The organism is Globicatella sanguinis NBRC 15551 (genome assembly GCF_001552295.1).
Taxonomy (GTDB): Bacteria; Bacillota; Bacilli; order Lactobacillales; family Aerococcaceae; genus Globicatella; species Globicatella sanguinis.
On the sequence record NZ_BCQX01000059.1, the window covers coordinates 1 to 13,521 of the forward strand.

At 34.7% G+C, this 13,521-nt stretch carries 12 protein-coding genes, 1 tRNA gene and 1 pseudogene; 2 read left to right on the forward strand and 12 right to left on the reverse strand.

From position 1 onward, the window contains the following. The first annotated feature begins 360 nt into the window (after positions 1-360). Positions 361-1,386 (forward strand): annotated as a pseudogene (locus GSA01S_RS11305) (IS30 family transposase). 222 nt (positions 1,387-1,608) lie between these two features. Here GSA01S_RS11305 and GSA01S_RS11105 read toward each other — a convergent pair. The 7 genes from GSA01S_RS11105 to metG all read right to left on the reverse strand — a co-directional run bounded on the left by GSA01S_RS11105 (position 1,609) and on the right by metG (position 7,576). Next, on the reverse strand, positions 1,609-1,884 hold the full coding sequence (locus tag GSA01S_RS11105; protein WP_066125889.1) for a hypothetical protein: 276 nt from the start codon (positions 1,882-1,884) through the stop codon (positions 1,609-1,611). Between the two features lie 92 nt (positions 1,885-1,976). After that, positions 1,977-2,336, reverse strand: coding sequence for a glycoside hydrolase family 3 protein (locus tag GSA01S_RS11110; RefSeq protein WP_066125891.1), 360 nt, complete (start codon positions 2,334-2,336; stop codon positions 1,977-1,979). A 129-nt stretch (positions 2,337-2,465) separates the two neighbouring features. Beyond that, positions 2,466-2,699: a Veg family protein gene (locus tag GSA01S_RS06260; protein WP_066125893.1), complete on the reverse strand. Its 234-nt coding sequence runs from the start codon at positions 2,697-2,699 to the stop codon at positions 2,466-2,468. Positions 2,700-3,267: 568 nt separating this feature from the next. Further along, the gene (gene rsmA / locus GSA01S_RS06265; RefSeq protein ID WP_066125894.1) at positions 3,268-4,140 is read right to left on the reverse strand and encodes a 16S rRNA (adenine(1518)-N(6)/adenine(1519)-N(6))-dimethyltransferase RsmA; all 873 of its coding nucleotides are present in this window, start codon (positions 4,138-4,140) and stop codon (positions 3,268-3,270) included. Then, positions 4,137-4,694, reverse strand: coding sequence for a ribonuclease M5 (gene rnmV, locus GSA01S_RS06270; protein WP_157064783.1), 558 nt, complete (start codon positions 4,692-4,694; stop codon positions 4,137-4,139). Before rnmV ends, rsmA begins: the two co-directional genes overlap by 4 nt. After that, positions 4,694-5,473 carry a TatD family hydrolase gene (locus GSA01S_RS06275; RefSeq protein ID WP_066125899.1) on the reverse strand — a complete coding sequence of 260 codons (780 nt, stop codon included), beginning with the start codon at positions 5,471-5,473 and terminating at the stop codon, positions 4,694-4,696. Before GSA01S_RS06275 ends, rnmV begins: the two co-directional genes overlap by 1 nt. Before the next feature lie 72 nt (positions 5,474-5,545). Continuing rightward, positions 5,546-7,576, reverse strand: a complete 2,031-nt coding sequence (gene metG, locus GSA01S_RS06280) for a methionine--tRNA ligase (RefSeq protein ID WP_066125901.1) — start codon at positions 7,574-7,576, stop codon at positions 5,546-5,548. Between the two features lie 168 nt (positions 7,577-7,744). Here metG and GSA01S_RS06285 point away from each other — a divergent pair, with 168 nt between their 5' ends. After that, complete coding sequence (locus tag GSA01S_RS06285) at positions 7,745-8,263, forward strand: hypothetical protein (protein ID WP_066125902.1); 519 nt, start codon at positions 7,745-7,747, stop codon at positions 8,261-8,263. 118 nt (positions 8,264-8,381) lie between these two features. Here the strand turns inward: GSA01S_RS06285 and tkt are convergent, their stop codons facing one another. The 5 genes from tkt to GSA01S_RS06310 all read right to left on the reverse strand — a co-directional run bounded on the left by tkt (position 8,382) and on the right by GSA01S_RS06310 (position 13,499). After that, positions 8,382-10,373, reverse strand: a complete 1,992-nt coding sequence (gene tkt / locus GSA01S_RS06290; RefSeq protein ID WP_066125904.1) for a transketolase — start codon at positions 10,371-10,373, stop codon at positions 8,382-8,384. 293 nt (positions 10,374-10,666) lie between these two features. Continuing rightward, on the reverse strand, positions 10,667-11,191 hold the full coding sequence (lepB, locus tag GSA01S_RS06295) for a signal peptidase I (RefSeq protein ID WP_245631282.1): 525 nt from the start codon (positions 11,189-11,191) through the stop codon (positions 10,667-10,669). A gap of 125 nt (positions 11,192-11,316) precedes the next feature. After that, on the reverse strand, positions 11,317-11,931 hold the full coding sequence (locus GSA01S_RS06300) for an NUDIX hydrolase (RefSeq protein WP_066125905.1): 615 nt from the start codon (positions 11,929-11,931) through the stop codon (positions 11,317-11,319). Further along, positions 11,924-12,727 carry a beta/alpha barrel domain-containing protein gene (locus GSA01S_RS06305; protein WP_245631283.1) on the reverse strand — a complete coding sequence of 268 codons (804 nt, stop codon included), beginning with the start codon at positions 12,725-12,727 and terminating at the stop codon, positions 11,924-11,926. The genes GSA01S_RS06300 and GSA01S_RS06305 overlap by 8 nt, the downstream gene beginning before the upstream one ends. A 699-nt stretch (positions 12,728-13,426) precedes the next feature. Next, a tRNA-Thr gene (locus GSA01S_RS06310) sits at positions 13,427-13,499 on the reverse strand. Between the last annotated feature and the right edge of the window lie 22 nt (positions 13,500-13,521).

Below are 13,521 nucleotides of genomic sequence, written 5' to 3' on the forward strand. Positions count from 1 at the left end.
CCCTCCCTATCATAGGAAAAGGTAAAGACATCTTTAATCACATTCCCCTCAGAATCACAAATAAAACAATCATGCTTATCCTTAGCAACATCGTACCAATAAGAAACATAAAAACACATCCTTCAAAATAAATTGGCTGTGGTTATCCACAAAAACTATGTATTGTAGCCTTGCACGAGATAAAACGTCTAGCGTTATCTAACTCATAAACAAATAAACATAGAAATGTGGTTGGAGCCTTAATAAAATAGTTTAAGCTATAGGAGAAAGAACCAATCCACAAGGCTATGATTATCATATAGTAAAAAGAAAAAAAGAACACTAATTACTATGTGTTCATTATACAAGGAGAGAATCTTCATGTCACACACTCATTTTAACACAAAGAAATCTAAAGGGCATTTGAAATTCACGGAACGTGAACTGATCGAACAATGGCTAAAAGAAGACAAAAAGCAAGCTGAGATTGCCCGTTTGCTTGGCCGAAATAAATCAACTATTTCACGTGAAATCAAACGGGGTACCGTCGTCCAAATTAGTTAAGGTAAAAAAGTCGAGAAGTATCTAGCTGACTTTGGTGAAGTCACTTATTTAAAGAATAGACAACGCAGTCAATCAAAAGGTATGCAAGCTTACTCTGGACGCTTTTGGTATAAATTAAAGAAAGCTCACCACAATGGTGTTTTCAAAGGAAAAGAGCGAACTCACAATATTAAAACATTTGTGATGTCCTATGCTTTAAAACATCCTAAGGAAAGAGTGCCTTGTTTCAAAACCGTCTATCGCTACATTCGACAAAATGCGCTGTGTATCAAGCCCCATGATTTACCTATGATGTATCGTTTGAAACCAAGAAAAAATAAGCACAGTCGTCCAAAGGGACGAAATAAGAAAGTTCTGGGTACCAGTATTTCGGACCGAGCATCAAGTTTGTTAGACCGCTCGGAATTTGGTCATTGGGAAGCTGACTTAGTAAAGAGAAAACGCCATAAAGAAGAGCCGGCAGCCATTTCATTAGTCGAACGGAAAACACGCTTCGCTATAGCAATGAAGATTGAGGATTATAAAAGCGAGACTGTATTAACGGCTTTTCAAACACTTGTAGAAAACAGCCCTCATCAGTTTAAAACTATTACATTTGATAATGGATCTGAGTTTGCGAAAGTATCTGAGGTTGAAAACGATGATTAATCTATTTATTTTTGTCATGCTTACGCATCATGGGAACGAGGGTCTAACGAGAATTTCAATAAACTCTTAAGAAAGTTTATACCGAAAGGTAAATCGTTACATCATTTTACTTCTGACTATATATCATAAGCAGCTGGTAAGATAAATAAACGCATACGATCCATACTCGGTTTAATGTCCACTCAAGAAGCCTAACAGACCGAATTGTCTTTAATGGAATAAAGACTTGAGTTATAAAAGAATCGAAAAGCGACATTTCCCCCATAGGGGAAACCCTATACCTAAAAGTCTAATGGGGTATGTCTTTTGAATAACAATAGTGTTGCATTTGATTTGACAACAGAGGCAATAAAAGAATTATAAACAAATCTAAAATATAAATTCCTAATTTCCAACCTTCTATACCAATTCTATTTCCTATTCAATAAAGTAAGTTTCTTTAGAAATTTCACCTCCTACTTCAGATAAAATTTCTTTCTTCTTATCTTCAGAATACATTGCATTACTATTCACAACTGTATAAAGTATATTCTTTGAAGCTCTTCTCATGTTGTTTTGAACAGTTGCTTTATCTGTATTGGTCACTGTTGCACCAAATTTCCCTAATGTAGATAACATAATATCCCCGCCGTTAGCAATCGCTGCGTCTGCATTCATATAATCATAGTTCCAAAAATAGTTTGTTAAAACCATTCCTTTAAAGCCCCATTCATCTCTTAAGACATCATTTAGTAAATTACTATTCGCACATGCCCATCTTGGACCGATGTAATTATACGAAGACCTTACCGCAGAAACCTCACCATTTTTACAGTATATTCAAATGGTTTTAGATATATTTCTCTAATGGCCTGTTCATTAGCCCAAACCATAATTCTACTATTTCTATTTGACTCTTGATCGTTTAATGCAAAGTGCTTAATATACGGATAAAGGCCTTTACTTTCTGCTCCTAACATTTCATATTGTGCAAAAAATGCTGAATTTAATCCATCTTCTGAATAATATTCAAAATTATGCCCAGCAAAAGCACCTCTATGAATGTTCATTGCTGGACCATACCAACCATTTACATTTAATTCTAGCGCTTCATAACTTGTATAAACGACTTCATAATCGGTCATATTTTCAGCAAATTCATTCAATATGATATTCTTATAAAAAATTCAACTCTTCTTTTTACAAGGCGTTTTTGAATTTAATGTAACATTTACTGCTGTCGAAAAGTAAAAAAAACGCCTACCCCTCCGGATAAGCGTATCTACATTATATGATTATACAAACTCAACATCAATCGAGTGTGTTAATACATCACTGTAACTATAAGACACACGATCGATATTATTATCATCTTGGTCTAAATCTACGACAAATACTGAACGATAAGTCTCCCTCAAAACGCCACGACGCTCGCGTTTTTTCTTACGGCCCATTTGGACGGTGACGATAATTTCTTCACCTAAGTTTTCATCTAAAAGTGACTTGATTTCAACTAAATCTTTTGGCATTGTCTCAACCCCTTCAGTCCCCATTATAACATATTTTAGATAAATAATCAATTTTAACATAACATATATGTCATAGCAAGCAAATTTTCAAAATTTCTCCTTACTTTTTTGGCTAAAATTTTCGAGAATTGTTAAAAATATGTTTTACATAAACTAGCTCATAAGTATCCGTGGTCGTAGTTAAGATTCATTCTATCTAGAGTTCTGTCAAAAAGATGAGGCTTGGCAAATCTTTAAAAATTCTGTTTGTTTTATGACGCAGAAGCTGAGTGGCATCATGCTGCGTCTTAACAAGTCTGGTCATCAACTTAATAAATTCAGTCTAGTTGTTGATCGTTAATTAACAGCTCAGGAGTTGAGCAGCATCACACTGCGTCTTAAGGAACTGTTTGAGACCTACTAAACTATGCGAGAGTTGGACAAAAAAAGCGAAATTCAATCGTTCTTCTACCTCTTGCTCAGCCCCTTAATCATAACCTAAGTAAGAATACTATTACTCCTGAGCCGTCTTCCTTATTTTCAAATACTTTTTAGTTCGTCAGAGCTTCGTATTGAAAATAGCTAGTGGTTAATAGATTGCATTGTATAATCGTTGATAGTCTTCTAAGGTTAAGGACTCCGCTCGACGTGCCTTTTCAATTTGAGCTTTATCTAAAGCCGTCTCTAGTTGATCTAAACTTAAGTTCAAATCTTTTGCAGCATTTCTTAAATTATTCCAGATAGTTTTTCTTCTTAGAACAAAACAAGTCTGAATTAAATGATGAAACTTTTCTAAATTATCAACTTCAGCAATGGGGTGTTCTAATCTCGTTAAGCTTAAGACAGCGGAATCGACATTGGGTTGTGGAATAAACACACTTTTAGGTACAATAAAGGCTATTTTCGCATCCATCGTATTTTGAATAGCTAAGGTCAATGAGTTATATGATTTTGTATTAACTGTAGCAGTCATTCTTTCGGCTACTTCTTTTTGCATCATCATCACCAATTGATCAAATTTTAAGTTGCTCTCAATTAAATTCATAATAATCGGGGTCGTAATATAATACGGCAGATTGGCTACAACTACCAGTCGCTCGGCATCATGTAAATTTTGATAAATTGGATCGTTGAAATTTACTTTTAAAATATCTTGATGGTGAATCGTAACATTCTCATAATCACTTAAAGTCTCTTTTAGTATTTCAACAAAGCGTGAATCAATTTCGAAGGCAATCACTTCTTTAGCATTTCTTGCTAAAAATTCAGTGAGAGCTCCAATTCCTGGTCCTATTTCTACCACAGTTGTATGGTGATCGATTTGACCAGTTTCAATCATTTTATCTAAGATTTGGGGTTCAATTAAAAAATTCTGACCTAAACTTTTTTTCATTTTAATATCATAACGACGCATAATATCAACCGTTCGGGTCGGGGTTGCGATAGGACGAAACTCTCTCATAATGACTCCTTTTCATATAATACAGCTTGGATTTGTTCTAAGGTAATGTTATATTGACTTAATTTTTTTTGCAATTGCTTACCATTGAGGTGGCCTAATCTAAAATGATCACTAACTATTTTTCTACGGAATTTGGCATCTTTGTGTCCGATCAGCCTTAATTTTACCAATTCAATCATCGGAATTGCCACCAAATTTTCTATTTGTGGACTTATTAAATTAGATAATGCTTTCTTAATTGCCTCAGGTTGAGCATGTTCAATGCCTAAGCTTGCTCCCTTTTTACCGCTATTGGCTTCTTCTTGACTCAAATAAGCTTGTTTGGCCTGTGGGACAATTCGAGTCACAATTTTACGGATTCGTTCTCCTTGGTAGTCAGGGTCAGTAAATATAATGATATCAAACTTTTCACTCGCCGCTTTAATTTGTTCTTGAATTTGACGGCTTACAGCTGAGCCATTCGTCTCGATAGTTTTTATGTTTGAGCCAAATGTTTCTACCAATCGTTTGGTATCATCACGACCTTCAACAATGATGACTTCATTTGGTAACATTATGCTTCTGGCTCCCATCTGAATAGTTTAAACGCGTTACGGGTTGTTACTCCGGCCACTTTTTCAATAGTCCATCCTTTTACTTGAGCCATTTGTTCCGCTACAAAATATACATAAGCTGGTTCATTACGTTTCCCGCGATATGGCATTGGAGCTAAATAAGGGGCATCCGTTTCAATTAATAAACGGTCTTCCGGAACGACTAAAGCTGCTTCTCTTACTTCATTGGCTTTTTTAAAAGTTAGAACGCCACTAAAACTGATATGCATCCCTAAGTCTAAAAATTGCTGTGCTTCTTTTGCATTGCCACCAAAACTATGCATGATTCCCCCAGCTTTGGGGATACCTTCTTCTTTAAGTATTTTATAAGTATCTTCGGTAGCATCGCGGTTATGAATGGTAATCGGCAGATTATGTTCTTTCGCAATGGCAATTTGTCTTCTAAAGACTTTCTCTTGCACCTCTTTGGCGTCCCTCATCCAATAATAATCTAATCCTATTTCACCAAGCATTTTAACCTTCGGCAAGGTCAACCATTCTTCTAATTTTCTTTCAAATTCAGGATTATAATTTCCCGCTTCAGTTGGATGGCAACCTACTACACTTAAAATATTAGAATATTGATTACTTAAAGCCAAGCTTTTATGAATGGTTGGTTCATCAAAACCAACTACCGCCATATACTCAACATGTTGTTGTTTCGCATTTTCAATGATCTCGGCTTCTATCCCATCAAATTGATTGGCATTCAAATGGGTGTGGGTGTCAAATAATTTCATTTTGAGTCCTTTCTTTTGATAACTAAACCCGAAAAGCAACGAATACTTTTCGGGTTCACACTCGATTTATGCTTACCCAATTAATGCGCCATTCGGAGCACCATCTGGTGCAAATAATAAGCTTAATTGTCCTTGGTTTTCTGCTGATAAAATCATTCCTTGACTCACATATCCCATCATTTTACGTGGTTTTAAATTCGCTACAATCGTAACTTTTCTACCAACTAAATTTTGATATTCAGGATAATATTTAGCAATCCCGGATAAGATTTGACGATGACCTTTGTCTCCTGCATCTAATCGGAATCTCAATAATTTATTAGAACCTTTAACAGGAGCCACATCGATGACTTCAGCTACTTTCATTTCGACTTGAATGAATTGATCAAATTCAATATTCGCCACTTCTTCATGAACTAATTCAGTCGCTTCAGGGTTCCATGTTGGATCATCCACTGTTGGTTTCTCTGAAGTAGTCTCATTGCCACCTGTCATTAAGTTCTTAATATATTGAACTTCTTCTTCAACTTCTAAACGTGGGAAAATAGGCTCACCTTTTTTAATTACTTGAGCATTATCTGGTAAGTCGCCCCATTTAACTGTTTGTAAATCTTGTTCTAATTCTTGAGTTAATCCTAATTGTTCAAAGATTTTTGATGGCGCTTGTGTCATAAATGGTCTTAATAAATGTCCGACAATACGTAATACTTCAGCTAAGTGATTCATAACTGAACGCAATTGACCTACATTCGCTTCATCTTTTGCTAAAACCCAAGGGGTAGTTTCATCGATGTATTTATTCGCACGTGAAACTATTTTCATGACGTGGTCTAGCGCTGAATTAAAGCTCATTGAATCCATACTTTGATGGTAAGCTTTAATCTCTTCTTCCACAAAGTTTTCGAAAATTGCATCGACGTCATTGGCAACTAATTCTGTAGTTGGAATTTGACCACCGAAGTATTTATTCATCATCGCGATGGTACGATTTAATAAGTTACCTAAATCATTTGCTAATTCAAAGTTTACTCGGTTAACAAAATCTTCTGGCGTAAAGACAGCATCATTACCTTGACTCATTTCACGCAATAGATAAAAACGAGTCGCATCTAGTCCGTAACGCTCAATTAATTGTCCAGGGTAAATCGTATTGCCTTTGGATTTAGACATTTTACCATCTTTCATTAGCAACCAACCATGAGCATAAACTTTTTTAGGTAAAGGTAATCCTAATGCCATTAACATCGTTGGCCAATAAATCATATGGAAACGACTAATGTCTTTTCCAATCACATGCACATCAGCCGGCCAGAATTTGTCGTAATTTTCTGTGTTTTCACTACCATAACCAAGCGCTGTAATATAGTTTGTCAATGCGTCAATCCAAACATATACCACATGTTTAGGATTAGATTTTACAGGTACTCCCCATGAAAATGTTGTTCGAGAAACAGCTAAATCCTCTAAACCAGGTTTAATAAAGTTATTAATCATTTCATTCTTACGAAATTCTGGTGTAATAAACTCCGGATGTGATTCATAATATTCTAATAAACGATCCGCATACTTACTCATACGGAAAAAGTATGATTCTTCTTTGACTAATTCAACATCATGTCCACTTGGAGCTTTACCACCAATCATCTTACCATTTTCATCACGATAAACTTCTATCAATTGACTTTCTGTAAAGTATTCTTCATCACTAACAGAATACCAACCTTCATATTCGCCCAAATAAATATCATCTTGTGCTAATAATTGTTCAAAAATTTGTTGTACCGCTTTTTCATGATAATCATCAGTGGTACGGATAAAGCCATCATTGCTAATCTCTAAATCTTGCCATAACTTTTTAATACGATCAGCCATTTCATCGACATAAGCCTTTGGTGTTTGTCCTAAGTCAGCAGCTTTTGATTCAATTTTTTGTCCGTGTTCGTCAGTTCCGGTTAAGAAATAGACATCATATCCCATTAGCCGTTTGTAACGTGCCATCGCATCACAAGCTAAGGTTGAATAAGCATTTCCGATATGTAAATTTCCACTTGGGTAATAAATGGGTGTTGTAATATAGTAAGTTGGTTTTGTTTGATTGGTCACAGATGAGTGCCCCTTTCTATTTTTATCATTCTTTCATATTATAGCACAACGCCTCTTTTTGTGAAACAATACCACGAATAAAGCTTTAATATTTACATCTTGTAAAACGCTTAATAATCTTCTGATTTTATGTTAAACTATACTTATTGAACATAAAGGAGTCCCTATATGAAACACAGTCCCATTATTCAAGAGAATTTAGATAAACTAGAAACACCAAAAGAAAAAATTAGCTATTTACTTTACGCATATAAAGAATGGATTATATCGATTGCGATTATCTTGATTTTTACAATTAGTATCGCATTCAGCATCTTATTTAAAGAAGAGGCAAACTTAACTATTCGCATAGTAAGCGATGTTCCGATTGCTGAGCAAACATTAGAGGGGATAAAGTCACAATTGAATGATCAATTCGATGAATCCATCGCTATCGATTTGAATAACTTTTATTCGATGGAGCAATTTCAAGTGTTAACCGTTCAATTAGCCGCACAAGAAATAGATTTTGTTGTTTTTCCAGAAAACTTATCCGATGAAACTTTCCAACTTCAAATCGAAAACGTCGAAGAACCTTCCGTCTTTTCACTAAAACAAGATGAACTTCAATTTAACTTTTATAAAACTTTTAGTAAAACGGAAAACCCCTTTGCTGAACAAGTTGAATCAAAACTGACATCTCGTTAAGTTTTTTTGTCACACTCTCAACTAACTTCCTGAAATCTTGATTAAGATATAAAAAAACTTAAAATAAGTCAAAAAAGCGTGGTCGTAAAAGACCGACGCTTTTTTAACTTACTAGAGATTAATTAAAGGCTGCTAAGTATTGTTCGACAATATTTTCTACTGTAAAGCCATAATCAGCCACTACTTCTTCACCTTTTCCAGATGATCCGAAGCGATCAATTCCGATAGTAACACCATCTAAGCCGACATATTTTGCCCAGCCAAATGTTGCTCCCATTTCAATTGATAAACGATTACGTACCGCATTAGGTAGAACCGTCTCACGATATTCTTTTGATTGTTCATCAAATATGTTCATCGCTGGCATTGAAACGACTGAGACGTCATGCCCTTTTTCAGCTAACGCTTTTTGTGCTTCAACAGCTAAACTTACTTCTGATCCACTTGCTAATAAGATACCACTTGGCACCTCACCTTTAGCTGGTGATACCACATAAGCACCTTTACGAACGCCTGCTTCTAAAGTTTTACTATCAACGTCTAATACTGGAACATTTTGACGAGTTAGTACTAACATCGTTGGGCGGTCTTTAGATTCTACCGCAATTTTCCATGCTGCAATTGTTTCATTTTCATCAGCTGGACGAATCGTATTTAAGTTCGGTAATGCTCTAAAGGCTGCTAATTGTTCAATCGGTTCATGAGTTGGGCCATCTTCTCCCACCGCAATTGAATCATGTGTCATGACATAAGTAACTGGAATGTTAGAGATAGCTGATAATCTTACCGCTGCTTTTAAGTAGTCAGTAAAGACAAAGAACGTTCCACCATAAACACGTGTTCCACCATGTAATTGTACGCCATTCATAATAGCTGCCATTGCGAATTCTCGTACACCAAACCAAATGTTGCGGCCAGCACGGTTTTCTGGCATAAAGTCAGTTTCAGCGCTTACCATTGTTTTGTTTGAACCAGATAAATCGGCAGAACCTCCCCAGAAATAAGGAATTGCTTCTGATAATTTTTGAATAACACGACCATTTGAATTACGTGTCGCATCTGCTTTACTACCATACTCCACATATTCTAAGGCTGTTTCAAAGTCTTCTGGTAATTCTCCATTAAAGGCTGCCTCAAATTCAGCGGCTTTTTCAGGATTACTCGCTTTATAATCTTCAAATACTTTATTCCATTCCTCGTAAGCATTTAAACCACGTTCTTGGATATTTAATTTAAAATCAGCTGCTGCTTCTTCTGGTACCGTAAAGGCTTCATTTTCCCATCCATAATATCCTTTAGTAGTCGCCCAATCAGCGGATCCTAATGGTGCTCCATGGACTTTTGAAGTCCCTTGTAATGGTGAACCGTATCCAATAACCGTTTTAATCTCGATAATGGTAGGCGCTTGGGTATGAGCTTTCGCTTCTTCAATTGCTTTAGAAATCGCATCCACGTCATTTCCATCTTCGACACGTAGATAATGCCAATTTTGTGATTCAAAACGTTTCTTAATGTCCTCATTAAACGCCATGTTCAAATCACCGTCTAATGAAATATCATTTGAATCATATAAGACAATTAATTTATCTAGTTTTTGTCTTCCTGCAAATGAAATAGCTTCATAAGAAATACCTTCCATTAAGTCACCATCACCGACTAAAGCGTAAGTGTAATGATCGATTAATTTATGTTGTTCAGTATTAAAAATCGCAGCAGTATGAGTTTCTGCTAAAGCCATCCCTACTGCTTGGGCAATCCCTTGTCCTAATGGACCGGTTGTCGCTTCAACCCCTTGTGTATGTCCTACTTCAGGATGCCCAGGTGTTTTACTACCTAATTGACGGAATTGTTTTAAATCTTCAATCGTTACATCAAATCCCGCAACATGTAATAAACTGTATAGTAAAGCAGAGCCATGACCAGCAGATAGAACAAAACGATCGCGATTCACCCATTTTGGTTCAGTTGGCGTAATATTTAAATGCTTTGTCCACAAAGCATAAGCCATTGGAGCAGCTCCCATAGGTAAGCCTGGGTGCCCAGAGTTAGCCGCTTCAATTTGCTCGATACTCAAAGCACGAAGTGTATTAATAGATAATTGGTAATTCATACAGTCATAACCTCCTAAATTGATACTTATATTATACCATCTGTATATAAATTTATTAACTATAAAATTAATATTGATAAACAAGACGGCTCATATTGTCTACATTATACAAATAATAACGGTTTATTTCCATTTTTAATGTTCCAATATTAAAACTTTATATGTTCGTTTTTATTAATATGAAAGCGATATGATTAAATAAACAATTAACTACACCCTAAAAACCACACCTAAACACTCACTTTTATTGATTATTAGAAAACGAGTTTGAAAAAGTCCAATCCTCGTTTAAACTATTCGATCACCTTTAGTCGATTTAAAGGCCAGTAAACAAAATATAATTTAGACAAAATTTTATCTTTATGAATACTACCTATCATTCTACTATCTACTGATTTCATTCTATTGTCTCCGAGTACAAAATATTCATTTTCTGGTATTTTTTCAACAATAAAATCTTTTGTAAATCGTTTCCATTCTTTTTTCTTTTGTTTTAAAAATGGTTCATCAATAAATTTATCATTGATGTATAGCTTATCATTTTTATATTCAATTTTGTCTCCAGGTAAACCTATAATTCTTTTAACATATAATTTTTTTTGCTCTGGAATATCAATTATTACCACATCAAATCTATCAATATTAAAGTAATTCATTCCGATTACTTTTTCGCCATGTGCTAATGTGTAATCCATTGAAGGACCTTCAACTGAGTACATAGGGAATAAGAAAAATCTTAACGAAAGTATCACTAAAAATAATACAATTGTGAACTTATTTTCTATTAAAAAACGTTTTAAATAATTTAGCATTGTCATATATGAATTCTCCTTTAAATATTCTAAAAAGCGTTTTTACACTATTGCTTGTATGTTATAATACATTATATATTAATTTTAGGAGAATAGTTATAAAGAAAAATTCTTTGATGTTTTTATCTCGATTAGTCAAAAGTCACTTGCCAGTTTTTACCTTGCTGACGTGCTTGATAACACAACTGTATTTGTTCCTTTGATGTTTTATTTACCATTAATTCAGGCAACTCATCAACTGAGAAAAATTTCGCAGCAATTGTTTCCGAGTTTTCTGTAAAAGACCCAGCTTTATATAGGCATTCCACAAAAACTTTGACAATCGTATAAGGATTCTGACCTGGATTATGAAGATTACGATCTAGAAGTGAAACTAATTTAACAACTTCAGCTTCCATACCTGACTCTTCATAAATTTCCTTTAATACATTAGAACTGATAGTCTCCGTAACATCCATCCAACCACCAGGCAAAGCCCACAGTCCATCCTTTTCTTGTACTAATAATATTTGGTCATCTTTCCAAACTGCTCCACGTGTGTCGATCTTAGGTGTTTGATATCCAGAATCTTCTAATCTTAATTCCGCTATCACTTGAGGACTAGTATTGGCTAATACCGACATCATCTGATGAGACATTTCTTTAATCCGTTCATAACGCTCTTCATCATATATATCTTTCGTATAATACAAACCTGATTGAGCCAAAGAATGAAGTTCTCTCGCCCACTCTAACCAATTAGTCATGCGCTTTTTGCCCCTCCCGGTAACGTTTCATTAACTCTGCAAAAATTTCTGCAGAAGTAGGTGGTGTATAGGTAATAGCATTAGCTCCCGCTCTAATCGTTGCTTTTACTAGTTCACCAGTTGGTCCACCAGTTGCAATAATCGGAACATCAGGTCCGACTTCTTGACGGATATGCTTTACTAATTCAACCGTCTTAGCACCGCCAGAAATGTTGAGCATCGTAGCTCCCGCTGCCAATTTACCTTTAAAATCATCTTGAAAACTCGAAATGGTTGCAATCAATGGAATATCAATATGTTCTCTAATTTGAGAAATCACTTCGTTCTCCATTGGAGCATTCACAACAACACCATAGGCTCCCAATTGTTCTGCTTGAAAGGCCAAATTAACACTTCTTAAACCAGTGGTGGTTCCTCCACCGACGCCAACAAAAACTGGTACCGAAGAAACATCAATAATTGATTGCATAATCGTCGTTTGAGGCGTAAAAGGATAAACAGCAATAACCGATTGGGCATTAGAATTACGAATAATGGCAACATCAGTAGAAAATAGTAACGACTTGATTCGCTTACCAAAAATCAAGATACCTGACGCTTCATAAATTTCTTCAGGTACTTCCACAATTCTAGAACGTAATTTCGATTGAAAAACCGGTACATTTTTCCGATTAGGCACTTCGACATCGTTAATGATGACCACTGATTGATTGTCATCATCTAATTCCGTTCTAATTGATTCATAATGAGTAATATTATATTGATTAAAACTTTTTTCGTTGTGTTTATTGGTCATAAAGATCCCTCACTTTACAAAAAATTGATATACAAATAAAGTATACGGATTTTAAAGATTCAATGCAAAGAAAATATTTTATAACCTTGAGTAATTTAAAATTAACAATTAGATTGAATAAAATTCATATTATTGTGTAAAAAGAAAGGGTCACTAACCCCTCCATAACTGGCACAATGTTTTTATACAAATAAACAAACCAGAAGGAATCAAAATGACCCACTTAGTGTAAAATAACTGTTGGTCAGCTAAAAGCAAAAAAAGATATAAAAGTTACAATAAGATTACCCAATTTAATGTAACTTTTATATATAACTTATACTCAAATTATTCAAAAATCACAAGTTCTCAAATTGCAAAATCAAAAGGTGTACTAGTTCAAACCATTGATGAATACTGAAATTTCAATAAAATCAAAGAAGTTGGAAATATCAGAAAAACATATTACCTACTGAAAAGAAATGAAAATGACACTTGAAGATAGAATAAAAAAAACATTAATAATGAATTAGAACGAACGCAAAAAGAAAAGATAGAAGAAATACTTAAAAACATGACTGCAAAATAATTGCAAAATAATTTTGCAATCTTTACTTTTCTTTGATTATCTTAAAATATAAAAACAGCCACAAACATTGATATAACAACATTCATGGCTATAAATTGATTTTTCTTTTACTATCTTTTTACTTCTAAAAAAGCCATTTGCCGGGATCGAACCGGCGACCTCTTCCTTACCATGGAAGCGCTCTACCTACTGAGCTAAAACGGCAACTCAATTTAAATAAAAAAAG

Coding starts and splice junctions, on each gene's coding strand:
- lepB (WP_245631282.1), bottom strand. CDS start 11,191: ATGACAATGCTAAATTATTTAAAACGTTTTTTAATAGAAAATAAGTTC.
- GSA01S_RS06275 (WP_066125899.1), bottom strand. CDS start 5,473: ATGAAATTATTTGACACCCACACCCATTTGAATGCCAATCAATTTGAT.
- GSA01S_RS06260 (WP_066125893.1), bottom strand. CDS start 2,699: ATGCCAAAAGATTTAGTTGAAATCAAGTCACTTTTAGATGAAAACTTA.
- GSA01S_RS06285 (WP_066125902.1), top strand. CDS start 7,745: ATGAAACACAGTCCCATTATTCAAGAGAATTTAGATAAACTAGAAACA.
- rnmV (WP_157064783.1), bottom strand. CDS start 4,694: ATGTTACCAAATGAAGTCATCATTGTTGAAGGTCGTGATGATACCAAA.
- GSA01S_RS06300 (WP_066125905.1), bottom strand. CDS start 11,931: ATGACTAATTGGTTAGAGTGGGCGAGAGAACTTCATTCTTTGGCTCAA.
- GSA01S_RS06305 (WP_245631283.1), bottom strand. CDS start 12,727: ATGACCAATAAACACAACGAAAAAAGTTTTAATCAATATAATATTACT.
- tkt (WP_066125904.1), bottom strand. CDS start 10,373: ATGAATTACCAATTATCTATTAATACACTTCGTGCTTTGAGTATCGAG.
- GSA01S_RS11105 (WP_066125889.1), bottom strand. CDS start 1,884: ATGGTTTTAACAAACTATTTTTGGAACTATGATTATATGAATGCAGAC.
- rsmA (WP_066125894.1), bottom strand. CDS start 4,140: ATGAGAGAGTTTCGTCCTATCGCAACCCCGACCCGAACGGTTGATATT.